Annotated in this window: 18 protein-coding genes; 7 read left to right on the forward strand and 11 right to left on the reverse strand. The window is 45.2% G+C overall.

Annotated features, from left to right (window positions below; all coding sequences use genetic code 11):
- Nucleotides 1–34: 34 nt before the first annotated feature.
- Nucleotides 35–1,135 carry an AarF/UbiB family protein gene (locus tag DWB64_RS18380; protein WP_129489684.1) on the reverse strand — a complete coding sequence of 367 codons (1,101 nt, stop codon included), beginning with the start codon at nucleotides 1,133–1,135 and terminating at the stop codon, nucleotides 35–37.
- A gap of 178 nt (nucleotides 1,136–1,313) precedes the next feature.
- Here DWB64_RS18380 and DWB64_RS18385 point away from each other — a divergent pair, with 178 nt between their 5' ends.
- Entirely contained in the window at nucleotides 1,314–1,925 is a 612-nt protein-coding gene (locus DWB64_RS18385; RefSeq protein WP_129489685.1) for a GyrI-like domain-containing protein, read from the forward strand.
- Between the two features lie 48 nt (nucleotides 1,926–1,973).
- On the opposite strand, the gene DWB64_RS18390 is transcribed toward DWB64_RS18385, so the two are convergent.
- The 5 genes from DWB64_RS18390 to DWB64_RS18410 all read right to left on the reverse strand — a co-directional run bounded on the left by DWB64_RS18390 (nucleotide 1,974) and on the right by DWB64_RS18410 (nucleotide 8,224).
- On the reverse strand, nucleotides 1,974–3,677 hold the full coding sequence (locus tag DWB64_RS18390; protein WP_129489686.1) for a HAMP domain-containing sensor histidine kinase: 1,704 nt from the start codon (nucleotides 3,675–3,677) through the stop codon (nucleotides 1,974–1,976).
- A 9-nt stretch (nucleotides 3,678–3,686) separates the two neighbouring features.
- Entirely contained in the window at nucleotides 3,687–4,352 is a 666-nt protein-coding gene (locus DWB64_RS18395) for a response regulator transcription factor (RefSeq protein WP_129489687.1), read from the reverse strand.
- A 55-nt stretch (nucleotides 4,353–4,407) separates the two neighbouring features.
- The gene (locus DWB64_RS18400) at nucleotides 4,408–5,505 is read right to left on the reverse strand and encodes a hypothetical protein (RefSeq protein ID WP_129489688.1); all 1,098 of its coding nucleotides are present in this window, start codon (nucleotides 5,503–5,505) and stop codon (nucleotides 4,408–4,410) included.
- Nucleotides 5,506–5,660: 155 nt separating this feature from the next.
- Nucleotides 5,661–7,106 (reverse strand): PLP-dependent aminotransferase family protein, encoded by a 1,446-nt coding sequence (locus tag DWB64_RS18405; RefSeq protein WP_129489689.1) that lies wholly within the window; start codon nucleotides 7,104–7,106, stop codon nucleotides 5,661–5,663.
- A 17-nt stretch (nucleotides 7,107–7,123) separates the two neighbouring features.
- Complete coding sequence (locus DWB64_RS18410; protein WP_129489690.1) at nucleotides 7,124–8,224, reverse strand: alanine/ornithine racemase family PLP-dependent enzyme; 1,101 nt, start codon at nucleotides 8,222–8,224, stop codon at nucleotides 7,124–7,126.
- Between the two features lie 247 nt (nucleotides 8,225–8,471).
- On the opposite strand from DWB64_RS18410, the gene DWB64_RS18415 reads away from it, so the two are divergent.
- Genes DWB64_RS18415 through DWB64_RS18430 form a run of 4 tightly spaced genes read left to right on the forward strand, consistent with a single transcriptional unit; the run spans nucleotide 8,472 to nucleotide 11,959 of the window.
- Nucleotides 8,472–9,479, forward strand: coding sequence for an ABC transporter substrate-binding protein (locus DWB64_RS18415; protein WP_129489691.1), 1,008 nt, complete (start codon nucleotides 8,472–8,474; stop codon nucleotides 9,477–9,479).
- The gene (locus DWB64_RS18420; protein ID WP_129489692.1) at nucleotides 9,448–10,230 is read left to right on the forward strand and encodes an ABC transporter permease; all 783 of its coding nucleotides are present in this window, start codon (nucleotides 9,448–9,450) and stop codon (nucleotides 10,228–10,230) included. The genes DWB64_RS18415 and DWB64_RS18420 overlap by 32 nt, the downstream gene beginning before the upstream one ends.
- Complete coding sequence (locus DWB64_RS18425; RefSeq protein ID WP_164980499.1) at nucleotides 10,230–10,868, forward strand: ABC transporter ATP-binding protein; 639 nt, start codon at nucleotides 10,230–10,232, stop codon at nucleotides 10,866–10,868. The genes DWB64_RS18420 and DWB64_RS18425 overlap by 1 nt, the downstream gene beginning before the upstream one ends.
- Nucleotides 10,865–11,959: a threonine synthase gene (locus DWB64_RS18430; protein WP_129489694.1), complete on the forward strand. Its 1,095-nt coding sequence runs from the start codon at nucleotides 10,865–10,867 to the stop codon at nucleotides 11,957–11,959. The genes DWB64_RS18425 and DWB64_RS18430 overlap by 4 nt, the downstream gene beginning before the upstream one ends.
- A 32-nt stretch (nucleotides 11,960–11,991) precedes the next feature.
- Here the strand turns inward: DWB64_RS18430 and DWB64_RS18435 are convergent, their stop codons facing one another.
- Nucleotides 11,992–14,409 carry a glycoside hydrolase family 3 C-terminal domain-containing protein gene (locus DWB64_RS18435; RefSeq protein WP_129489695.1) on the reverse strand — a complete coding sequence of 806 codons (2,418 nt, stop codon included), beginning with the start codon at nucleotides 14,407–14,409 and terminating at the stop codon, nucleotides 11,992–11,994.
- Nucleotides 14,410–14,539: 130 nt separating this feature from the next.
- On the opposite strand from DWB64_RS18435, the gene DWB64_RS18440 reads away from it, so the two are divergent.
- Nucleotides 14,540–15,742: a M24 family metallopeptidase gene (locus DWB64_RS18440; protein ID WP_129489696.1), complete on the forward strand. Its 1,203-nt coding sequence runs from the start codon at nucleotides 14,540–14,542 to the stop codon at nucleotides 15,740–15,742.
- Between the two features lie 53 nt (nucleotides 15,743–15,795).
- Here the strand turns inward: DWB64_RS18440 and DWB64_RS18445 are convergent, their stop codons facing one another.
- Genes DWB64_RS18445 through DWB64_RS18455 form a run of 3 tightly spaced genes read right to left on the reverse strand, consistent with a single transcriptional unit; the run spans nucleotide 15,796 to nucleotide 18,182 of the window.
- Nucleotides 15,796–16,308 carry a GNAT family N-acetyltransferase gene (locus DWB64_RS18445; RefSeq protein WP_129489697.1) on the reverse strand — a complete coding sequence of 171 codons (513 nt, stop codon included), beginning with the start codon at nucleotides 16,306–16,308 and terminating at the stop codon, nucleotides 15,796–15,798.
- A gap of 17 nt (nucleotides 16,309–16,325) precedes the next feature.
- On the reverse strand, nucleotides 16,326–17,066 hold the full coding sequence (locus DWB64_RS18450; RefSeq protein ID WP_129489698.1) for a GNAT family N-acetyltransferase: 741 nt from the start codon (nucleotides 17,064–17,066) through the stop codon (nucleotides 16,326–16,328).
- Between the two features lie 39 nt (nucleotides 17,067–17,105).
- Nucleotides 17,106–18,182, reverse strand: coding sequence for a hypothetical protein (locus DWB64_RS18455; protein WP_129489699.1), 1,077 nt, complete (start codon nucleotides 18,180–18,182; stop codon nucleotides 17,106–17,108).
- A 462-nt stretch (nucleotides 18,183–18,644) separates the two neighbouring features.
- Here DWB64_RS18455 and DWB64_RS18460 point away from each other — a divergent pair, with 462 nt between their 5' ends.
- The gene (locus DWB64_RS18460; protein WP_129489700.1) at nucleotides 18,645–22,112 is read left to right on the forward strand and encodes a hypothetical protein; all 3,468 of its coding nucleotides are present in this window, start codon (nucleotides 18,645–18,647) and stop codon (nucleotides 22,110–22,112) included.
- Between the two features lie 43 nt (nucleotides 22,113–22,155).
- Here DWB64_RS18460 and DWB64_RS18465 read toward each other — a convergent pair whose 3' ends face one another.
- Nucleotides 22,156–22,710 (reverse strand): GyrI-like domain-containing protein, encoded by a 555-nt coding sequence (locus DWB64_RS18465; RefSeq protein WP_129489701.1) that lies wholly within the window; start codon nucleotides 22,708–22,710, stop codon nucleotides 22,156–22,158.
- Between the last annotated feature and the right edge of the window lie 135 nt (nucleotides 22,711–22,845).

A 22,845-nucleotide genomic window follows, 5' to 3' on the forward strand; every position in this document is an offset into this window, starting at 1 on the left:
TATAGTCAACTATTCCTCCAACTAAAAAAAACTTTCATTCAAAAGTTTTTTTAGGTAGCAGCTGAAATTGTAGGATAGGTTTTCTTAGCGATTCGTAATGGATGACCAGCTCGTCTTTGGTGCGGCTCTGGTCTTCCCAGAAAAATGAATCCGACGAGTTCAGCAGGTCATAGTCCTCGACAATCCAGTTTAGAACAGCATCCAACCTTTTTAATGTATTTACGGTACAGGACTGGCCTGCAAGGTCATCGTGTATGTCAAGTATATGCGACCGGATCGCCTCTTTTTTATAAAGGCCGTACAGATTTTCTTTTGAATCGATCGCGGCTTGCCACTCGTTCACTAGCGCTTTGAAAAAGTCGACCACCTCAGCGCATGCATGGTGATCTGTGAGCCACAGGACATGGTCTGAATAATGACGTATGGCTACTTCCTTTGTCATTTTATAAATTTTCAGCGCTTGCGCTAAGCTGTTTTCCTCCTCTATCTTAAGCAGTTCAAACATCGAATATCTCGTTTCAAATCTTTCAAGCGCATGAAACATAGGTGCATTTAAACCTTCCGGATTGATTTCCTTAAGCGGATCAAAGCGATAGCAGTAACCGAAGTCGAACAACTTCAGTGTCCCTGAGGGGTCGATAAGCAGGTTTCCACTACAAAGATCCCACTCAAACGTTCCCTTTCGCTGCATCGCAAAGCTGACATCCAACAGCTGGTCCACAAAAGACTCGGTGATGGTAGCGGGATGATTTCCTTCTATCCATTCAGAAAGCAGCACTCCTTGTCGATAATCCGCATAAACGGTTTTTACCATGTGTCTTTCAATCACACTGTCTGTCTCGCTTAGTTCTGCAAATTCAATTCTTCGCTGTATTTCATTAAGAAACGAAGTCTGTCCGTCAATATTTTTAACAAGACTGGTCGCTCTTTTCTTTTTATAGTTGAAGAGCCTATGGGTTTTCACTTTAAAAACGGTAGCTGTGAGACCGCTATCATAAGTCTTTACCACATACTTGTGGCGGAAGTCCATACAAACCAAATCTTCTAGTGTCAAACCGGTACCGCTTAGCGAACCAAATGTCAGGTTCTGTACGGACCGATCGAATGCAAGTTGTTTTTCCTGTCTATCATTCATGGTACACCTCCATGACCATTATCTCAAACCAAACAGGACTTGGGCAGTGCCAACTGTTGAGAAAACACAAATGCATGGTGTGGGCTTAACTCGTAAAAATTTTAATTTCTGTTCAAGTATGACTTGACCCTCCAGCATAGGGGATAGTATATAATAGTGTCATAAGGGAGGTTTTAGTATGAAACACGAATGGAGAAAACACGAAAAAGAAATCTACTTACCGAAGAAAACGCCGCAGGTCATCGATTTGAAATCGATAGGCTATTTTACACTTAAGGGAGAAGGCAATCCAAACGATCCTTTTTTCGCGGATTATATACAGGCGCTTTACGCCGTGTCTTATGCGGTGAAGATGTCATATAAATCAGATGACGTACCTCAGGGCTATTATGATTATGCGGTCTATCCGCTGGAGGGTGTTTGGGATTTGAAGGATAAGGCCAAAGGAGCCAAAGATAAGGACAATCTTGTTTTTGAGCTTATGATCAGACAGCCTGATTTTTTAACCGAGGATCTGGCAAAATGCTTTATTGAAAAAGCCTACGCTTCAAAAAAGCTAGACCTTATCAAGCAAGTCGAATTCAAGACAATCACCGACGGATTATGCGTTCAGATGCTTCACCTTGGATCCTATGACGATGAACCGGCAAGTTTTGATCTGATGCAGGCCTACTGCAAGGAACATGGCCTGACCCGCATCAGCATGACCCACCGCGAAATCTACCTGACAGACGCAAGGAAGACAAGTCCCGACAAGCAAAAGACCGTTCTACGGTTCAAAGTGGAATAAAGCAAAGACAGCCTGTCCTCAAACCATTGTTGAGGACAGGCTGTCTTTTTATTTTATGGTCAAGATGAACTTAAAGCCGATATCCGAGTTGATGACCCGGTAGTCGAATCCGTGAAGGTCGAGTACATGCCTAACGATGGCAAGCCCTAAGCCGTTGCCACCGAGTTCTCTAGACCTCGACTTTTCGATGCGGTAGAATCTGTCCCATATCTTGCCCAGATCCTCTTCAGTCAGTTTAGAACATGAGTTTTCGATCTCAAGTGTCGTAATTTCTTGTTCACCTTTTAGTGTCACTGTGATAAGCCTGCGCTCATCCACGTACCTGAAGGCGTTCGAAAGCAGGTTGCCGATCACAAGTTCCATCTTCTTAACATCCAGAAACACCGAAGCGTCCTCCATCTGCACCGTAACATGTAGGTCCTTTTCTTCAATGGTCTGGTCATAGCGCCTTAAGACATTGCTGATCATCCGCTTGAGGTTGATCTGTTCAAGCCCGGCAAGCTGATGGTTTGCCTCAAGGCTTGTCAGCTCGAGCATGTCGATGACAAGCTCGTTCATTTTAGCCACCTCGTCTATGATGACCTGCAGGTAATCCTCTTCCCTGTCTTTTGATATGCCATCCCTTATGCCCTCGGCATAGCTTTTGATGACGCCAAGCGGTGTCTTCAGCTCATGGGAGACATTTGAGACAAACTCTTTTCTGAGTTCTTCCTGCCTTCTCTCAAACTCGATATCATCCTCAAGCTTCACGTTGATCCTACCCAGCTCGTCGATCCTGTCTTTTAAGGAATTCGCCAGATAATTGATGCGTGAACCCAGCATGCCGATCTCATCTTCTCTTTTCACGGCGTACGACTCTTCAAAATCCATCTTGGCATAGGCATCCGCCGCCCGGCTCAGCTTCACGATAGGCTTTGAGATCAGCTTTGATACTGCCACAGCGATAAACAAGGTCATCACAAGCATGACGGCGAGCACATACCACTGAAACTTGTTCTGAACCGCGAGTACATCGTTGATCGGTTGCAGGGCCACCATCGATACAAAGTAGTAGGTTTGGCCATCTATCTGTTTTTCGACTTCGATGAACTCGAACATCGGATTGACATAGCCCTCGTCTCCATAAAAATAGGAATCGATCGCGTTGATTTTGGAAAACATTTCGTCATCGATAAAGCTTTCTTGATAATCGACGATGTGCTGCGCCGATTCCTTAAGCTCATACTCTTCTTCTTCAAAGACCGCAACTTCCTCTTCAAACATCAGGTAGTACAGCTCGTCTCCTAAGATTAAGCTATATGGGAAAATCGACGTATCGTCTTCGTAATAGGATAAGACGACAGGCTGACCGATGACTGTATAATCAAGTATCAGGGATTCGAGGTTGGGGTCGACAAACTCATCTATGGGAACCACACTCAGGGTGTTCTGATCATCCGCTAGGGTGAGTGATTTTTCATAGGCTACCTGATAGGACGCGGGATGGTAGTCATAGTAGTCGTCGTACACTAAAATAGGCTCACCGGTGACTGCCATATAGGTTTCTAGAATTTCTTTTTGCTCTATCAGGTCCGTGCTGGCAGAAAAGGTTTCTATGGCTTCAGACAATGCGCCGTCCACCTCGTCGATCTTAGACAACTCATAATAATCGGCCAAAAAATATTTTTGAAACCCGACCTGTATCAGACTTTGAAACAAGAACAGCATGAATATGAGGATAAATAGTTTAAGTGTGATGCTCTTTTTTATCATGCGCTCCTCCTATTCAAGCCGATACCCTACCTTGATCACGGTCTTGATCATCTCCCCGTGACTACCAAGTTTTTTTCTTATTTTTTTAATATGGGAATCCACCACTCTCAACTCGCCATAAAAGTCATACCCCCACACTTTGTTGAGTATGGCCTCACGCGAAAGTACCAGCCCTTTGTTTTCTATCAGATAGACCATCAGATCGAACTCTTTAGGTGTCATTTCAATTTCTTCGTCATCCACAACAATCAAATGGGCGTCTAAGTTGATTATGATCGGACCATGGGTCAGATAGCCAAGTTTCACCGTCGTCTCCGTAATTCGTGCAATCAGCCTAGCTACCCTTGCGACAAGCACTTTGGGACTAAAGGGCTTAGTGACATACTCATCCGCCCCAAGCTCAAATCCCAACAGCTTATCGTCCTCATCCGCTCGTGCGGTCAAGATGATTACGGGCACGCCGGACTGTTTTCTGATACGGCGGCAAACGGACCAGCCATCGATCTTGGGGATCATGATATCAAGAATCACCAAGTCGATTTTTTCCGATTCGAACAGGTCAAGCGCCTGTTCTCCGTCAAACGCCGAAAACGTTTTAAATCCGGCATCCTTCAAATAATCCACAATAATCGCATTTATCTTTTGCTCGTCTTCGACAACAAGTACCGTTTTCATGACCGCTCCTTTAACCTGCATAAGAGACGGATGGGAGTCCGCCTCTTAACCTATTTCAGTTTGTATTCATGTTGGCTCTAATTTCATTTCTTAATTTCACAAGCTCTTCGTAGCCATAAAAGAAGTTGACCTTTTCATCCGCAAGCGTATCACCGGTTCTTTTTTCACCGACCACAAATTCTGCAAAGGATTCTGCCATGTCTTCCATGACATTCGATGCCGCATAGTCGCTTACAAAATCACTCGCATGCTCTTCATACATCTTATCATAAGCTTCATCGTCCAACTCCTCATAAGCATGCTGACCTACCCAAAACTTCTGATAGAAGCTGTTCAGATAGCTTGCGGGTTTTGAAATGCCCTCATCCGTCTGATAGGTATTTTCAGCGCCACCCTCCTGGTCGATCTGAGTCTGGTTAAGCGTCAGAATATGTCCGAACTCGTGGATCACCGTATAATCAAAATCACTTGTGAATGAACCATTGTCACCTATCGAATCCTCAGTGTCTAAAAACAGCGTCCACTGGGATAGGTCGTTCATCTCGACAACAGATGCCATGATGTTCTCCTTGCCGTCTGTTCCGATTTCAAGCTTTTTAAAGTAAGTCAGATACTCGCTAGGAATCAGCTTGTTCACCCTTAGCCACAATTTTTGATGCAAGGCTCTCATTTCTTGTGAGAGCTCTTTTGGCGACTGACCCTCCGGGTAATCCTCAGGATCGACGCTCAATACCAGTTTACCATTATTTACTTTATATACAGCCGTTAAATCGATACTCTCCTCAAAATTTGATTCCTCATAATATTCTTCCAGCTGTGTTTCATCAAGCAGGCTTTCAAGTGCTGTGTCATATGCTTCCCATGCCTCATCGGTGTCCTCAGCATAAGCGCTGTCGAACAGCACTGTCAGTTGTACTATCTGATCGTCTGTGAGTTCGACGCCAAACTCGCTTAGGTAGTCAAGCTCATCGCTGAATGTATAGTCCTCAAAGTCGCTCTCATCCCATTCCAGTTCGTGGCAGATGCAGTCGCAATCCTGTTCAACCACTATAGGATCGGTTTCATCCTGGTTGTTCATGGCAAATACGGCTCCAGATACTATCAGGCATAAAACTATGAATAGGGCTCCAAAACCTTTAAATTTCTTTTTCATGATTACACTCCTTTTTATTTTTTTAGCTTGGTAAGTTCTTTCAACAGCTAAATAGTAACTAAAAGATGTGCCCGATATGTGTTCTTGGTGTGTTTCTTTACAAAAAAAACGTTTCATCAACCTCTGAAACGTCTTTACCAATCGTATATCATTTTTTATAGTAAGGTTCTAATGATTTTTGACAGCTGGCTTATTCCGGACTCGAGCTCCTCGTCAGTGGCATAGGAATAGGATATTCTAAAAGCCTTGCTGCTGTGGGACTGATAGATATATCCAGGATACAGAAGCACTTTATATTTGAAGGCCTCTTCGAACATCTTATGCAGATTGATCTGTCCATTCATTTCTACCCAAACATAATAACCTCCCTGAGGGACATTCCATGATGCGATACCTGAAAAATAGACACCGAGTAGCTGCAGCGTCAGGTCTCTACGCTTTTTAAGCGCATGCCTCATCTGATTTAGATGCACCTGGTAGAGTCCTGTTTCAAGCCACTTTTCGACTGTCAGCTGCGCTATCGAGCTCGATCCGTAGTCCATCTGCATCTTGATATCGGACAATCGGTCGATTACGGATTCAGGACCGACGATCCAGCCTATCCTAAGCCCTGGACTCAAGGTTTTGGAAACACTACCCACATAGATGACATTACCCGACCTATCAAGGCTTTTAAGACTCGGCGGTGGCGGATTATCGATCCAAAGTTCGCCGTATACGTCATCCTCGATGATAGGCAACTTCTCTTTTTTGCATATTTCCAAGAGCTCGTTTCTTCTTTCTAGGGACATCGTGGCACCAGTCGGATTTTGAAAATTAGGAATGGTGTAGATGATGGACGCATGGTTCTTTTTTATAAAACCAGGAATCAGCTTAGCCTGCATGCCATCCTTATCAAGAGGAATACCTACCCTTCTCATACCCAGTGTCTGTAAGATCTGAAGCGAATAGATGTAGGACGGTTTTTCGACAAACACGGTCGATCCTGGCTGCAAAAGGCTCATTGCAATCAGTTGAATCGCCTGCAGCGCTCCGGAAACAATCAGAATTCCTTTCGGATTCGTCCTTATCCCTAGGGTCAGCAGATACTCACTTAGCTGTTCCCTTAGGCCCAGCATTCCTCTTGGCCATTCATAACCCATGTTTCCGATATCCTTTGCGACTTCCTCGAGCACAATCCTCATGCTGTCCTTTGAGAACATTTCTGGTGAAGCTTCACCAGAACTCAGCCTGAGCATGCTCTCATCGGGTTCGGACTGGTTGATTCGCTTGATGGTCGAATCATTGGCGATGTGTATGCCATCCTCAATATAATGCTGCCATCTCGGCTGACTCGCAGCACCCAAAAAAGAAGGGATATCGATGACTTTCGTGCCTCCTCTGCCGTTGCCGCTGATGATGCCGTCTGCTTTAAGTTCATCCAGCGCAGATACGATCGTGCTCCTATTGACTTTAAAATATTCCGCCAAAGTCCTTTGTGTCGGCAGCACTGTTCCTACCGGCCAGTCGTTGCTTCTGATCTTGCTGGTCAGATAAGTGATGATCTGCGTCCTTATGGGCACATTTGAGTTTTTATCCGGTTTCCAATCGATTTGAATCATCACATATCTCCTATCCCTCACTCAGGGCTTATAAATACTTTACTTATCTCAGCGTTCGCACACAAGTGCAACATCGGCTGATAGTACATGTTGAAGACCAGGACATCGCCTGTCTTATAGTGCTGCTGGTCATCAGTCAGATCGACTATCAGATGGTCGCTGCTGCTCCCCACCAAGTCGATCTCCTTATTGAGGGGGATCAGCTTTTCATGATCGCCAAAATCCTGTTTTCCGATAGCGACAATCGCACGAATTCTGAAGCCCTTATCGACATATTCAGGCTTGTTTCCGAACGCATCGATAAATAGTTCGCCGACAGGATAAGACGGTTTGGTCTGAATTTCGATGATTTGTCCATAAAGCTGAAAAGCGTCTGAATGAACCTCGGGCATCGAAATACCAAAGTAATCCTTTAAGTCGCGACCAAGCAGGATATTCTCACCGATTCTCAGGTGGTTGATTTTTGGAGGCATTTCTTGGTTTAAAACCAAGGGGTAAGATGATGTCGCCCCGCCCGAAACAATGTCTAGCGGTCTTCCTATGGCCATTTCAATGGCATCGGCTCTATCAGAAAGCTCCATCATCTTTTCCTTTGTAGGTTTAATGGATCCGTAACATCCCAAATTGGTACCAACACCGTGTAGATCTATCCGCTCCAGCTCGAACTCTACAAACATCGCCAGCTCGACCAGGTCATCAAGATACCAGATTCCTTCTCTCAAGTCTCCCAGATCAGCCATCAGAACCACTTTATGCCTGGTGTTTTTTCGTTTGCATGATTGATTGAGCAGCGCCAGGGTTTCTTTGTCCGAATTCAGACTGCAGTCCGCATAGGTGATCACCTCGTCGATTTCAGACTGCATCGGCAGCCTTAACAGCAATGTCTCAATGCGCCCATCGTACTTTTTTATCTCTTTTAATTGATCTATTCGAGAACTTCCCAAGCTTTCGCAACCGCCATCAAGCATCGCCTGACAGACCTCGAGCATTCCACCGCAGCCCTTGACTACTCCGGACACCGTGATACCGCTGTCCGCGCACGTTGACGCGATACTTTGTGCATTATCCTTCAGTTTACCTAAATCTATTCTTAATTGTGGATAGCTCTCTGTATTCATCGCTTACCTCCCTCTCTTTATGATTTAACTATAGTGGAGTGAGGCGCGATTTGAACCATCCATATGGTTGATTCATCAACCAACCGTAACTTGATTTTATTCTATCACCAAACCAGTATATTTTAAAGACTTTCCATACGGACCCGTTGACACATAATGCCAATTGCACTATAATTCACAAAGATTGACCTTTCGTTTTAAGGGTAAACTACTAGTAGACAAATTTTAAGAAGCATATGGAGGTACTATGAAAAAAAATCTATTCATCCTCATGACCACAATCGTACTTATTCTTTCTCTTGTGGGTTGCCAAACCACACAAAAGGTAATCGAAAAAGAACCAGAACCAGTGCAAAAACAAGAACTGCACATAGGCACCCTGAAAGGTCCCACTGGAATGGGCATGGCTTATCTGATGGATCAAAACGAAACAGGAGCTAGCGCTATCCAATATACCTTTGATATCGTCGGCGCCCCAGACCAGCTGATCGGCAAAATAGTTCAAGGTGAAGTGCAGATCGCCGCTGTTCCTACCAACCTTGCTGCCATACTGAACACAAAGACCGAAGGCAAGATCCAGCTGCTTGCAGTGAATACGTTAGGTGTATTGTATGTGGTTGAAAATGGCGATACCATTCAAACGATCGATGATTTGAAAGGCGCTGAGATGATGTCCTCTGGAAAAGGCGCCTCTCCTGAGTTTGTCTTCAACTACATCTTAAATGAAAATGGAATGACAGCGGGTGATGATGTGATTGTCGATTACGCGCTTGAACATGGTGAACTTGCCGCCACAGTCGCTGCCGGTGACACAAAAATCGCTTTACTTCCTGAACCATTTGTGACGACCGTCCTATCAAAAAATCCTGACCTTCGTATCGCACTCGACCTAACCGATGAATGGTCAAAGACTACCGGTGGAGCTGTACTCCCTATGGGAGCGATCGTCGTGAACAAGGCTTTTGCAGCTGATAATCCAGAAGTAATCGCTCAATTTATGATAGAATATAGTGAGTCTGTGGATTTTGTCAACAGCAATCAAACCGAAGCGGGAAACCTCATTTCCAAGTTTGATATCATCCCAGATCCCCTTCTTGCGACTAAGGCGATTGATGGGTCGAGCATCACCTTAATCACCGCTGAGGATGCAAAAGACGACATTATCAAGTTCTTCGAGATACTGAAGGGATTCAATCCTCAATCCATTGGAGGTCAAGTACCCGATGAAAGTTTCTTCTACAAGCAAAACCAATAAGAATACCAGTTTTTTTGAAGCCATGGTCATACTATCGGTATGGCTTGGACTTTGGACGATAGTCTCAGGGCAGATAAGCATTTTTTATCTGCCTTCTCCATATGAGACCGGTCTTGTGCTGCTTGACTTGCTGCTTACTCCCACCACCTATCTGATTGTGGCTACCAGCCTTTTAAGAGTGCTTGTCGGACTCTTTTTCGCATTCGTGCTTGGACTTTTGACGGGGCTTCTGTCCGGTCGTTTTAGCCTCTTCAATAAATTCATGCAGCCCATGGTCGTTTCAATCAAATCCACCCCGGTGGTATCCTTTATCATGCTCGCACTTCTTTATCTTGATGGACCGGTCGTGCCCAGTTTTTGTGGTATGCTCCTTTGTTATCCGATTATCTATAGCAACGTGCTGGAAGGATACTCTAATGTGGATAAGGAGCTGATCAACATGTCCAAGGTCTATCGGGTTTCCTTTAAGGATCAACTGTCCTCACTCTATCTGCCGAGCATGGCGCCCTATATCATCTCGGGAACCTTGACATCCATCGGTATCGCGTGGAAGGGAACTATCGCCGCAGAAGTACTAAGTGTGCTGAGAAACTCTATCGGACTTCAAATCTACAACAGTAAGATCTACATAGAAATTCCTTCAGTTTTCGCGTGGACCATCATCATCATCGTCTGCAGCCTGTTCATCGAAAGAACGACCAGAAAACTGATAGCAAAGAACAAATACTACGAACAGTTCAAGGTGATATGATGATACGGCTTAATAAGATTTCTAAAAATTTCGGATCACTTGTGATCCTTAGGGACTTCAGTATCGATTTTCACTCGAATGAGGTTACTTGCCTGCTTGGACCTTCAGGATGTGGAAAATCGACCATACTCAAAATGTTATCTTCACTGGACCACCATTATCAGGGGACGATCGAGGGACTTAAAGATCAGGCGGTCTCCTTTGTATTCCAGGAGCCCAGGCTTATACCATGGCTAAGCGTCAAAGAAAATCTGACCTATGTCCTAAACGGCAAACTGCCTGCTGATACCATCGATTCCTATGTGATGGGTATTTTAAACAGGGTGGGTCTAAGCGAGTTTAAAGATGCTTATCCAAATGCTTTAAGCGGCGGAATGAAACAGCGCGTCTCCCTGGCGAGGGCCTTTGCCACACCACATGACTTGTTGCTTTTGGACGAGCCTTTCCAAGGACTCGATCTTGCGCTTAAAGAGCAATTGATGACGCTTTTGGAAGATTTACTCAGTACGGAACAAAAGACGGTGATCATGGTCACACACGACCTCTACGAAGCTGAACGGCTTGCAAATAGGATCATCTACCTTGGTAAACAACCGCTAAAAATTCTTAAGGATTCTACCACCGGGAGTTATTTATGAGAACGTATCAGTGCATAGTCTGCAGCAATGAATATACAGTAAGGATCAACCGCTTTGTTTGTGATTGCGGTGGAGTGCTTTGTTTGACACCAGCAAAAGCCCTCTTTGATGTTGAAAAGATCGATTCGGGCATCTGGAGCCTATTTAGATACCACCACGCACTCCCACTTCCTAGTCCTAGGGAATGGAGTAAGCTCACACTCGGCGAGGGCATGACCCCCCTTGTTCCAGTCAAAGACCATCCAAATGTCTACTTTAAGATGGATTATCTGATGCCCACTGGTTCATTCAAGGACCGAGGCGCTGTCATGCTTGTAGCAAAGGCTGTAGAACTAGGCGCCAAGGCCATAGTCCAGGATAGCAGCGGCAATGCGGGCGCGTCGGTCGCCGCCTATGCCGCCAGAGCGTCGATCCCTTGTGAGATCTTCGTTCCTGCCTCTACATCGTCGCAGAAGACGCAGCAGATCAGGGCATACGGAGCTAAACTCACTCTTGTGGACGGCTCACGGGAAGATACCGCAAGAGCCGCACTTCAGGCTGCCTTAGAACCTGGTGTGTTTTATGCGAGTCATGTCTATAATCCCTATTTTCATGAAGGCACAAAGACCTATGTCTATGAAGTATTTGAACAGCTAGGTGGAGCGCTCCCCGATACCTTTATTGTTCCTGTGGGCAATGGCACACTCCTACTTGGAATCTATCAGGGATTACAGGATTTGAAAGACTCAGGACTCATTGAGATGCTGCCACGAATCGTTGCGGTCCAGTCGGCACATTGCAGTCCGATTCACAACAGGATTCATAAAAAAGACCAGGTTGAAGCTTTTTCACCGACCCATGCCGAAGGTATCGCCATAGCCGATCCAAAGCGTATCGAGCAGATTTTAAATGCCCTTCGACAGACCGGTGGCACAAGCATCCTTGCTCCAGAAGACAAGATAATACCCTGCAAAGAGAGCCTTAGTCTTGAGGGTATCTATGTCGAACCGACAACCGCTGCGACCTTGGCCGCCTATCTCAGTCACCAGTACTTATTTTCGAAAAGGGAGACCATTGTCATTCCCATGTGCGGCAGCGGACTAAAAAAATAAGGGTGGCCGAGGCAACCCTTATCGCATTTTGTCTAATGTTTGGAATTCTTATGACTTTTTATAAAATCTACAGAACCTTTGATCAACCTGCCGTTTACCATGTGTAATACGGCATTTATTTTTCTAAAGCTTATCTTACCCCTGCTCATCAGAACGATGCTCCTTAGGGGAGTGTCCTCTATCATGGCATCCACCAGTTTTTTAAATGACTTGTCGTGATCTTTGGCCATCTCGTTGAATCTGCCTTTTCCGATTTTGTATAGGACTCGGCCGGCAAGAGTATGTTTGATATCGCCTACTGTCGCATTTAATGTGAAGTGTCCCTGTTTATAGGGATGATTGTTAGGTGGTTTTCTTCCAAGCAATCTTTTAAAGGTGGCATCACTCACGTTCAAGTATTCCCTATTATGATACGCGGATAGCAGGTCCTTTAGGCTGACAAGAATCTTATCGCTGCCTTTGACCTCCACATAATCCACTAAAACGATATAATCGGATGATTTTCCTATCATGATTGAGAAATCACCGGATTCCACTTCCCATTTCTCTTCAAGGGTATTGTAAAAGGCGAACGCCCTTCTGTCCAGTGTCATCTTGACCACCTTACGCTCACCGGGCTTGAGCGTCACTCTGGCAAAGCCCTTTAGTTCCATGTTCGGACGATGGACCGTCGATTGAACGTCTGAAACATACAGCTGTACGATTTCAGAACCGGCTCTTTCACCGGTATTTGTCACCGTCACATAAACGTCGACTTCCTCATTCTCAGAAATCTTCGACTTTGATACACGTAATTTGTTATATTCAAAAAAGGTATAGCTCAGACCATAACCGAACGGAAACAGAACTTCTTTGTTAAAGGTATTGAAATAGCGATAGCCTACATATAAGCCCTCCCGATATTCCACCGAGTTCGGACCCATCCTGAACCATTCTGTCGATGGACAATCCTCAAGTGCCAGGGGAAAAGTCTCTGCAAGCTTACCGCTAGGATTTTGATTTCCATAAATCAGATCGATGGTTGCGGCACCGCCCATCTGTCCGCTCAAGTAGGTTTCAAGAACACTTCTCACTCCTATCAGCCACGGCATCACGATTGGAGCTCCGTTTTGAAGCACGACCACCACATTGGGATTCACCCCTGCGACAGACTCTATCAGTAGGCTGTGTGACATAGGTAGATTCAGGTGTTCCCTGTCGAACGCCTCTGACTCGTAATCGTCTGTCAGTCCTGCAAAAATGACAACCGTCTTCGCCTGACTCGCCTTTTTAACTGCCTTTTGCATCAACACCGCATCCGGTATGTCCGTTTCCATATCGTAGCCCTGCTCGTAGTCAAAGGGGTATCCAAGAGCACTTACAGCATCAAAGGCGCTGACAACTCGCGTCGGATTGATTCTCGAGCTTCCGCTTCCCTGATACCTCGGTTTTTTAAAGAACTCACCGATGAAAAGAACCGGTTCCTCCCCCGATAAGGGCAATAGCTGTCCTTCGTTCTTTAGCAGCACAGAAGACTCCACAGACGCTTTGTAGGCCAGTTCCTCCTGTTCCCTAATGGGTTCTTCCGCCGTGGTTTTCGCATAGTGCTTCGCATCTTCAACAAGTTTTAAAAATCGGAACACCACCTTATCTAGTTCCGCCTCAGTAAGTGTTCCATCTTTTACAGCCTGAATGATTTTTTCATCGTTTAATCCGCCGCTACTGGGCATTTCAAGTTCAAGACCCGCCTTGATTCCTTCGACCCTATCGTTGCACGCACCCCAATCGGTTACGACTACCCCCTGGTAACGCCATTGGTCTCGCAAGATAGTCGTCAGCAAGTATTTGTTATCGCTGCAATAGACCCCGTTTAGCTTGTTGTATGCGCACATCACCGTCCATGGATTGGATTCCTTGATGGCTATTTCAAATCCTGTCAGATAGATTTCCCTTAGAGTCCTCTCATCCACCACAGAATCGATCGTCATTCTCCTATGTTCCTGATTGTTTGCTGCAAAATGCTTAATCGAAGTGCCCACGCCATTGTTCTGCACTCCCCGGATAAAGGCCGCGGCCATCTTTCCGGTAAGATAGGGATCTTCAGAAATGTACTCGAAATTTCTTCCGCAAAGCGGGGATCTTTTTATATTCGCACCCGGACCAAGCAGTACACCGACCCCTTCATGATTGCATGCCAGGGCAAGGGCTTGTCCTATATCGTAAAGCAGGTCCCTGTCCCATGAGCTTGCAGTGGCGGATGCCGTAGGAAAGCAGACCGCTTCTGTTGCGGCATTCATCCCCAAATGGTCTTCCGTGTCATCTTGTTTTCTAAGTCCATGCGGTCCGTCCGCAAGCCTGATCTGAGGTATCGCCAGTCTTTTTATCGCTTGCGTTTCCCAAAACCCGGACCCAGAGCAAAGTGAGGCTTTCTCTTCAAGAGTCAATTGGTCGATAATTTCATTTCTATCCATATCCTCACCTCCTATCCGATAGTATACCCATTATTGAACTTCTGAAAAACTATTGAAGTACTAAACAGCAACTATTTGATATACTATTCATAACGACAAAAATAATCATCCGCATACCAAGGAGAACCTCATGATCTATGATCTTGCAAAACAGATTGAACTTGATTTTTACATAAAGCAAAAACGCATCACCACCTTGATACCCGAACTCTTAAAACGCTATGGCATCGATCTATGGATTGTGGTGTCCCGTGAATACAACGAGGATCCGCTTTTTCATCAGCTGACTCCCATGCTCGAAGCCCATGCATCTAGAATGTCCATACTGCTTTTTCAGCAAGACACCCAGTACAGCATCAGCGGCGACGGCTACGGCCTTTACGAACTTTATTGGGATCATGGCACAGAAAACCAGTGGCAGGCACTTGAGCGCTTTATCCGCGAGAAAAGGGTAAAAAAAGTCGCAATCAACACCTCGGATGATTATCCCATCGCTGACGGACTCAGTTCTTCGCTTTACCACACGCTGTTTCCTTATCTTGAGGACTGCGAGGTGGTCTCCTCACAAGAGCTTGTCTGCTCCTTTTTAGAAACAAGGACAAGCGAAGAGCTTAAGCTCTATACTCTGGTGTACGATACCGCCCTTAGCATCTTAAAAGATTCGTTCTCAAGTCATGTGATCCAACCGGGAACAACCACCACAAAAGCGCTTGAACTCCATTTGGTGGAACAGACAAAAAAACTGGGCCTGATCAACTGGTTCAAGCCCGATGTCGCACTTCAGAGAAAGGGTGAGACGGACGCGCGTATCTTCAATGAGACCATCCAGTACGAGGATCTGATTCAGATAGATTTCGGTCTGACCTATCTCGGCCTTTGCACGGACACACAACGCCTTTTGTACATCAATCGTCCAGGCGAACCCTTACCACAAGGGTTTTCAGACGGTATCTCTAGGAGCAACCGGTTCCAGACAATCGTAATGGAACAGGCGTCAGTCGGTAAGACAGGAAATCGAATCCTCAAGGATTCCCTTGAACAGGCCCTAAAGGAAGGCTTGTCCGCAAAGCTGTACACCCATCCCATCGGCACTCACGGTCACGGTATCGGACCCTCCATCGGAATGTGGGACCAGCAGGTTTCAGTGCCTGTCAGAGGCGACCTGAAGCTCAACGACAATACCTGTTACGCGCTTGAACTGAACACAAGAAGCTTCATCGAGCAGTGGAATCAGGAAGTGGTGTTTTTCCTAGAGGAAACGGTGAAGGTGGAAGACGGAAAAATGCAGTTTATCCTGCCCCATCAAGAAAAAATATACTTACTGAACACCTAAATAAAAAAAGTGTGCGAACCGGTGTAGCTGATGCCACGCCGTCCGCACACTTTTTACAGGTTGATCCAGTACCTTCTTGTAAGCACCCCTTCGAAAACGGGCTTGTCCTCTAGAACGCCGCCATTATTCTCAATGGTTCTGGCAGAGCCTAGATTGTCATCATCACAGGTGATCAGGACCTTTTCATAGCCCATTTCATTAACGAGTGAAAGCATCATGGCCAGCATTTTTGTCGCGTATCCTTTACCCCGTTCAGTCGGTCTGACACCGTATCCGATATGCCCGCCGTTTTCCAGCAGCCTATCATTGAGCTCGTGGCGTAAATCAATGGCTCCGACTAACTTTTCCTCGTCTTCTAAAAAATACACGGTATGCGTCACAAATCCCTGTTCGACCATCCCCGCCACATCCGTCGCCTGTATCTCCCAGATGGCGACCTGCTTTAAGAAGTTTTCACTTCTGCGTTTTGCGTTTCCTGGAACAATCAGTTCTCCAGAAGCCTCCCACTCACAGATATAGTCCTCATAGGCTTTCTCATCAATTTCGTCATACTTAAGCAGTCTCATCTGTTGTCCCCCTAAAACTAGTTTCTATTCAAGTCACAAGAAATTATCACTTCTTGCGAAAAAGCTTCAAATCCCATTTTTTTTGCGAGTTGAATCGAAGGCAGGTTGTCATGGTCGACTAGGTAGACCGGCAGTACCTCATGCTCCTCGCACCAACTGACGCACTTTTCAACAATAGCTTCAGCGTAACCTCGCCTTCTATACCCAGGGTCTGTAAAAATTGCGATATTGCCTGCGCCGCAGGTTACATTGCTGACCTTGCCAGATGCAGCGTACTTGCCGTCCCTTTCAATAAAAAACCTTCGTCCTTCGATTATTTCGTCGTGGCTTCTTGCGAGTGTAGCCGCTTGCTCATCAGCGCTTCTGTGGCTGATTTTGCTTTTCAAGTACACCATGCTCATTTGAACCGCTTCGTTGTTCTCCGAAGGTACTATCGTTTTCGACCTTCCCATCCTTATCAGTTTTCTGACGCGGTAATGCTTCAGATGACAAGCCACAAATTCCTCAAGCATAGCTTGCGCCGCTTCTAGATCATCTATTTTGCGACCTTCACATGCCTCACAAAAAAGATCAAGTAATTCAGGCGCCACCGAAAAAACCACTTTGCCCCTTATCACCGTACAGATGATACTGTATAAGTAGAACTTGTTCAGCGGCTCTCTTCTGTACTCGCTACTGTAAATCAGTTGCAGCGTATCGCACTCATCGCTTTCCGCACCTAAAAACGCACGGTAATGGTCCATATACCCTTTAGTCATTTCGCCCCTCTTAAACCGCCTTCTATCACCAATCACCAATCATCCTTCAACATGCACATATTTGACCACTACTGAAAAATCGCTGTCTTTGGAGTAAACGACGACAGGACCTTTTATGATCCTCATTTCATTTCCATCATAAAGTCCCACGTACGAACGGTGAAGGGTTTTGTTTACAAACCTTGTCATATTGAGCGGATCGTAGGCCCTGATCTGAAAATGTCCCTTGACTACCGCTGCATCAAAATGTGTTTCCACATCGTAGATCTCGCTCTGAATGCTTTCGAAATGCTTTTTCAGAATACGTTTTGAATCCCCTTTTAAGTAGATCGGACTCATCGGCGCTTTGATCTGCTCGGGTTGAAGTTTATCAAACACCACATCGAAGATGTAGTTCTCGCTCGATCCGATCTTATTTCTAAATTCGATTCCAAGCTCGTCACAGATCTCACACAGGAGCGCACCTGAATAACAGGCACTACGCCTTGTATCGATCAGTTTTTCATCATGCGAATCCAACCACTTCAAAGTGGCTGCAATCCTCTTTTGATACTTTTGGGGGCTTAATGTTTTCAAAACCTTAAGCGACACATATTCAACACTGCCTTCGATACTCTGAACTGATTTCTCATAGTTGAGCATTTCGCCTATGAGTCTTTTCCGATTGCTTTTGGAGTACATGTACATCACAAGCAGTTCTCTTTTTATCGAGTGTTCTTTATGACGATATGCGGCTGTTAAAAAGCAATGTTCCGCATACTTGCTTTCCAGATTGTCAAAATCATAAGGATATTCCAAGGCCTTTAGTTCGCAGTAATAACGATCCTCACTGGCTGTCAGCTGATGTGTGGTGAACATCGTGCCGACAATCCGCGCGGTCAACACATCGAGATCCACCATGTCTTTTTCTGACACCTTTAAAATCGCGATGAACCTACCTTCAAAAAAAAGTCCGGTATCACCTGCAAAACTTGCGTCCCAAGGTAGCACCACATCGTTAAGGTAAACCGCATCCTCTGAATACAGTGCAAACTCGTACGGAATAAATCCAGGCCATAGGCCTTCAAAATCAATCCTCTGGATTTTCTTTCTTATCTTTTTAATCAACCCGATCATAGTAGCACCTCTTATAGCCTTCTGATTGCTAATACATATATTGTATCATAACCAATTTACTGTATCAATTTAACTTACCTGGCCTTCCTTCTTTTCACTTGTCGTATGTTAAATTAAGTATTTCTTTCATAGAATCATCCAAATTCTTATTACCCATATTCTTTACCCACACGCAAGATTAGCGTTCCGCCTCCAAACCATTGTCTAACAATTCAGAAAAAAATAACAGAATATTAGCTTTAACACAGATATCGACTTAATTAATTAGGGACTTTGGCATCTTTGCCAATTATATTGGCATTTTACTCACAAAACGGGGTATGAATGTGCTGTTAAGGGCAAACGTTTACTCGAAATGGCGCTTTTGAGCAATTATAAAAAAGTGTATAATCAACACAATGTGTTCAAAAATACATGTATACAATCTGATTTTATAGAGTTGAACCTAACCGAGGAGGAGTTATGAATCTACGAAAGAAACTGGGAATAGACTTTGGAAACATCAATCCACAGACAAGCAGTGAAGATCAAATCAAATACATCAACTTCAAACTTGCGGCACTAGGACTACCCGTCTACAGGAGTAAGGACATCAACGATCAGTCGAGTTCCTATTTTATCGATCTATTCGACGATATCATCAAGGACTATCAGGAAAAGACAAGACTTGTCGATGTGCACGCTATCGGAATCAATAAGCGGATCAATGCTTTTTTTTGCGCTTACTTTGAAAATGAAAACTTGAAGGTCGTTGACCGCTACTTCACGCTCGATCATTACGGTTTGGCTCGTGAGCTGTCTTTACCACCCGATCAGACTACTTTTTCCACCGACTACATAAAAAGCTATCGGATCAAGCAGGGTGTCTTGCATAACCCAAGAAACGATAGAAGAACGACAAAAGGTTCCTTTCATATCGTAGACGGAGGACTCAACATACCCTTTGATAAGAAAGCAGTTCCTAAAGAGACGTTTGCAAAGCTCTACACGCAAGCTGTCAATCCACCACAAGAACTGAACATGCTGCCCTTTACATCGGCTCTCGAGGATAAGGCGTACAGCTTCGTATCGCTACTGGTCAAACCTGTGGTTTCACCCGAGGTTCCAGGAGTGCTCAAAGAAAAGCAAATGGAGGTTCAGTTCATAGCGCCCGGCAGTCTCGTTGCCAACCTTGATTTTGTCGAATCGGTATTTGGAAACGCAGGTGATCCAAGTCTGCATGTCAACGATGCAGGACTCGATGTCGACGGTTGGTCAGGACACACCGGTTATATCATTCTTGCGCCACATCTTCCTTCGTTAAGAAAAATCGACTTGGGTCTGCCAAGGTATGAAGATGCCACACCACGTCAGATAAAAGACGGTATGTGCTATAAGGATGAAGCAGAACTCTATAATGACGGAGTTCCCTTTAAGATCACTTGCCGTGATGAAAAAGGGGTTGCGATCACACTGATCGGCGACAACTATTTCGGCTATTCAAAAAAAGAAATCAAGACGCAGATCGGATTTGCCGCAAACCTGTACGGCAACGTTGAAGAGGAACACGCAGGAGGCACTATCGCCTATCCCCGCATGAACCTAGGCGAAAACTATAATGCCAAAGAAAACCTAAGTCTTGAAGGTTATACTTTTGAAGAAATCAAAAATGACTATGGCGACCTGATGGACCTTCATGAGGACAACTACGGTATCGATAAAGAGAACAGGCAGATCATCTATCTACCGGAAAACGTAGAAATCGATCTTCACAAGACTCAAATCAAATGGATCTATGAAGATAAGGTACGAACGCTAAAACTACTTCCAACCTATTTTTACATTCTCCCTAACGGAGATAAGATTCATATGGAAAAACATCCAGCCGCACCCGCATGGAAGCTGATCGGCACCGAAGCGGAAGGCACCTTCTGCCACAAGCCATGTACTGTATCCGGCGGTGGTAAATCAGAGATTTCAAAATCACTGAGCAACTCGATCATCTATGGAACCTATTATGTCCATAACCTAGAGAATGACCTGAATTATGTAGAGCGCATCCTCAATTACGACTATACGGACAGATGGAAGATGAAAAGGGACAGGGACACCCCGTCACGTCCGATCCTATCGATCGACAGGACGCTTGGTTCTGTAATCAAGCTACTTACTCCGTCAAGCGCCTATACAGACGTGTTCAACGCCTATATCAACGAGATTCCCAACCATGTCAAAGCGCTTGTGTTCATGGTAAAACGCTTCTATCAGGTGGAATGGGCCAATGACTGGAGAAATCACTTCACAGTCGACCAGATCAACGGCAAGCCCGGAAACGAAATCAACTTCAACGGTCGTAAGATCAGACCGTCCTACTTGAGGGTGGGCTTTGGTGAAGACAACTCCTGGAGGGTTTTCAAACTGAGAATGGACTTTATGCCTTCTGAGAAAATTCAGATGGAAGACGATATCTCGGCTTCTGTGGTCGTACCTTCCAATCAGTTGAAGCATCTGAATCCTGAATACAGCAATTCAAGCTACAAGTTTTCGACCAACTGCGAGTTCCGTTTCTTCCAGCGACCGGACGATGCGATTCACAAAGGGTACGACAAGCAGGCTGAAAAAGATTTATCTAGCGGCAATCTGTTCGTCACCAACTATGCGCCACTGACAAAGGACGACGTCCAGACGATAAAGGACGATGTCATGGGTTATATTTCTTATACTGACGCTGTCAAAAATCATATCACCGAGTTCTTGGAAGGCGACGACGAGTACTGCGTTGTTTCATCAGAACCAAGAATCGTGGATGGAGCACCAAGTAAAAACCCTCGCTACCTGGAGACCCGTTCCGATTTCATAACACCGATAAAAACCAGATTGTCCGAACTCGGCGCAAGATTCGCACGGAGAGTTCCGCTTTCAGAACCTGTCCTGATGCCTGTAAATGCAATCTTAGCCGGTAGAAGGAACAATCCTCCAGGCGAAGAGAACGGCAAGAAAATTCTTCCGCTTAGCGTATACAGTCCTATTCATTATCAGGAGCTGCCAGAGTTGTTCATGGACTACATCAGCAGTCTGACAGGCAAATCGCCTTCGACGACCGGAGCCGGTTCTGAGGGAGCACTGACAAAAGCGCCGTTCAACATGCTTCTTCCGATCTATGATCTGAACAACGCTTTGTTATCGTATATTCTTGGGGACTACGCAGGCTATACCACACCTGCAGGTCATATCGGTCCAAAGGTCCGTGTGGATCACGACATCTCCATGCTGGTTCCGGAAATTTGGGCTAGGCTCACAGAAGTCGAACGAAACCCTGAGCTGTTGATTGAAAATGGAGCGCTTGAAAAAATCGAAGACTTTGTCTACGAAGGCGAGCTTATCCCGGCAAGCAGGCTTGGCTATAGAATTACCGATATTTTCGCCTATAAGTACTTAGGGAAAATATTTGACGAACCGCAGACCATCTTCAGCGAGGAGATCTTGCGACCAGAAAAGCAAAGCCTAAGCGCCTTTGTCGACGGGGTGCTCAATATAGCCAACGGACACAAAAAAGCCGCAGACGCTTACTTTGAGGATGGAAGTGTCGAGGCAGCCATTCCACCACTTAAGGCGCTTCTTAGTATCATGGCGACAGGATCGTACGATGGTCATGATGTAACATCGGATGAAGTCAGAAGGCTATTCAAAAAAGATGTGGTGCTTGACAGCGACTGGTATCAGACTCGCCTGAAGAACAAACAGCAAATTGAGATAGGACTCATCAAGACCAAAATCGCCAATATCGAAGACTTTATAGCAAACCCTGTAAATCAGACGATTATCAAAAGCTTCGCTTATGATTCAAAACTGACAAGGGCAAAATCCGAGTTGGCCTATTATGAATCAAAGGATTATTTAGACTCCTTGGTCGGCACGTTAGGTGCAGACGGGATTACACTGAAGTCATAGCATACACACAAAAAGAACGCTGCGGCGTTCTTTTTTTTGCGTGCTATCTGACAGGCATCTGAATTTCTGTCCTGTATTTTTCCGGATTGCCTTTCATGAGCATACCGGGACCCTTATGATAAATCTCCCTGCTAGGGGCATAGGATGTAAGTCCCTTTTCTATGATATAGTCCTCTATGGCCTTATAGGATTTTGAAAGGGTTTCGTATGGTCCGACATGAACGATGCTGACTACTTTGCAGCCCTTGAGTGTTCTCGATGTCACCCCACCCTTGTCCACCTTCTTTTTCACTTCGACACATACTTCGACATCGGCGTCTTCTTCTGTATACTCCTCATCGTAATACAGTGAAAAAGGAGCACCTACAGCATGCATGCCGACCTGCTTGAACAGTTGGCCTAGGTACTGCCCCACCTCTTGGTACTTTCCCTTATACCTGATACAGGCGACCTGTAAATCTTCTAGTTCCTTGATCATCACTTCTTGTACTTCACTCATGAACTTAACCTCCTTCAAGTCATCCACTTCGCTTCTGATCTGCTTTTGCTTCTCCCTCAACTCACGCACCTTAAATTCCAGTTGCTGTGCTTTTTCCATTAAATATGCACTGGCGTTGCATTAACACACTTGAGCTTGTTCTTGATATAGATAAAAAACCTATTATTGTATAATTTTTACTCAACCTTCCGCTGATGATTGAAAAAAGAACAACCTCAACAAGAAGGTCTCATT

This window comes from Fusibacter sp. A1 (assembly GCF_004125825.1).
Taxonomy (GTDB): Bacteria; Bacillota; Clostridia; order Peptostreptococcales; family Acidaminobacteraceae; genus QQWI01.

Excerpts from the sequence above, each read along its gene's own strand:
- DWB64_RS18415 (WP_129489691.1), top strand. The coding sequence starts at position 8,472 with ATGAAAAAAAATCTATTCATCCTCATGACCACAATCGTACTTATTCTT.
- DWB64_RS18380 (WP_129489684.1), bottom strand. The coding sequence starts at position 1,135 with ATGAATGATAGACAGGAAAAACAACTTGCATTCGATCGGTCCGTACAG.
- DWB64_RS18445 (WP_129489697.1), bottom strand. The coding sequence starts at position 16,308 with ATGAGACTGCTTAAGTATGACGAAATTGATGAGAAAGCCTATGAGGAC.
- DWB64_RS18435 (WP_129489695.1), bottom strand. The coding sequence starts at position 14,409 with ATGGATAGAAATGAAATTATCGACCAATTGACTCTTGAAGAGAAAGCC.
- DWB64_RS18425 (WP_164980499.1), top strand. The coding sequence starts at position 10,230 with ATGATACGGCTTAATAAGATTTCTAAAAATTTCGGATCACTTGTGATC.
- DWB64_RS18465 (WP_129489701.1), bottom strand. The coding sequence starts at position 22,710 with ATGGAAAAAGCACAGCAACTGGAATTTAAGGTGCGTGAGTTGAGGGAG.
- DWB64_RS18450 (WP_129489698.1), bottom strand. The coding sequence starts at position 17,066 with ATGACTAAAGGGTATATGGACCATTACCGTGCGTTTTTAGGTGCGGAA.
- DWB64_RS18455 (WP_129489699.1), bottom strand. The coding sequence starts at position 18,182 with ATGATCGGGTTGATTAAAAAGATAAGAAAGAAAATCCAGAGGATTGAT.
- DWB64_RS18460 (WP_129489700.1), top strand. The coding sequence starts at position 18,645 with ATGAATCTACGAAAGAAACTGGGAATAGACTTTGGAAACATCAATCCA.
- DWB64_RS18395 (WP_129489687.1), bottom strand. The coding sequence starts at position 4,352 with ATGAAAACGGTACTTGTTGTCGAAGACGAGCAAAAGATAAATGCGATT.
- DWB64_RS18410 (WP_129489690.1), bottom strand. The coding sequence starts at position 8,224 with ATGAATACAGAGAGCTATCCACAATTAAGAATAGATTTAGGTAAACTG.
- DWB64_RS18405 (WP_129489689.1), bottom strand. The coding sequence starts at position 7,106 with ATGATTCAAATCGATTGGAAACCGGATAAAAACTCAAATGTGCCCATA.
- DWB64_RS18385 (WP_129489685.1), top strand. The coding sequence starts at position 1,314 with ATGAAACACGAATGGAGAAAACACGAAAAAGAAATCTACTTACCGAAG.
- DWB64_RS18420 (WP_129489692.1), top strand. The coding sequence starts at position 9,448 with ATGAAAGTTTCTTCTACAAGCAAAACCAATAAGAATACCAGTTTTTTT.
- DWB64_RS18440 (WP_129489696.1), top strand. The coding sequence starts at position 14,540 with ATGATCTATGATCTTGCAAAACAGATTGAACTTGATTTTTACATAAAG.
- DWB64_RS18400 (WP_129489688.1), bottom strand. The coding sequence starts at position 5,505 with ATGAAAAAGAAATTTAAAGGTTTTGGAGCCCTATTCATAGTTTTATGC.
- DWB64_RS18430 (WP_129489694.1), top strand. The coding sequence starts at position 10,865 with ATGAGAACGTATCAGTGCATAGTCTGCAGCAATGAATATACAGTAAGG.
- DWB64_RS18390 (WP_129489686.1), bottom strand. The coding sequence starts at position 3,677 with ATGATAAAAAAGAGCATCACACTTAAACTATTTATCCTCATATTCATG.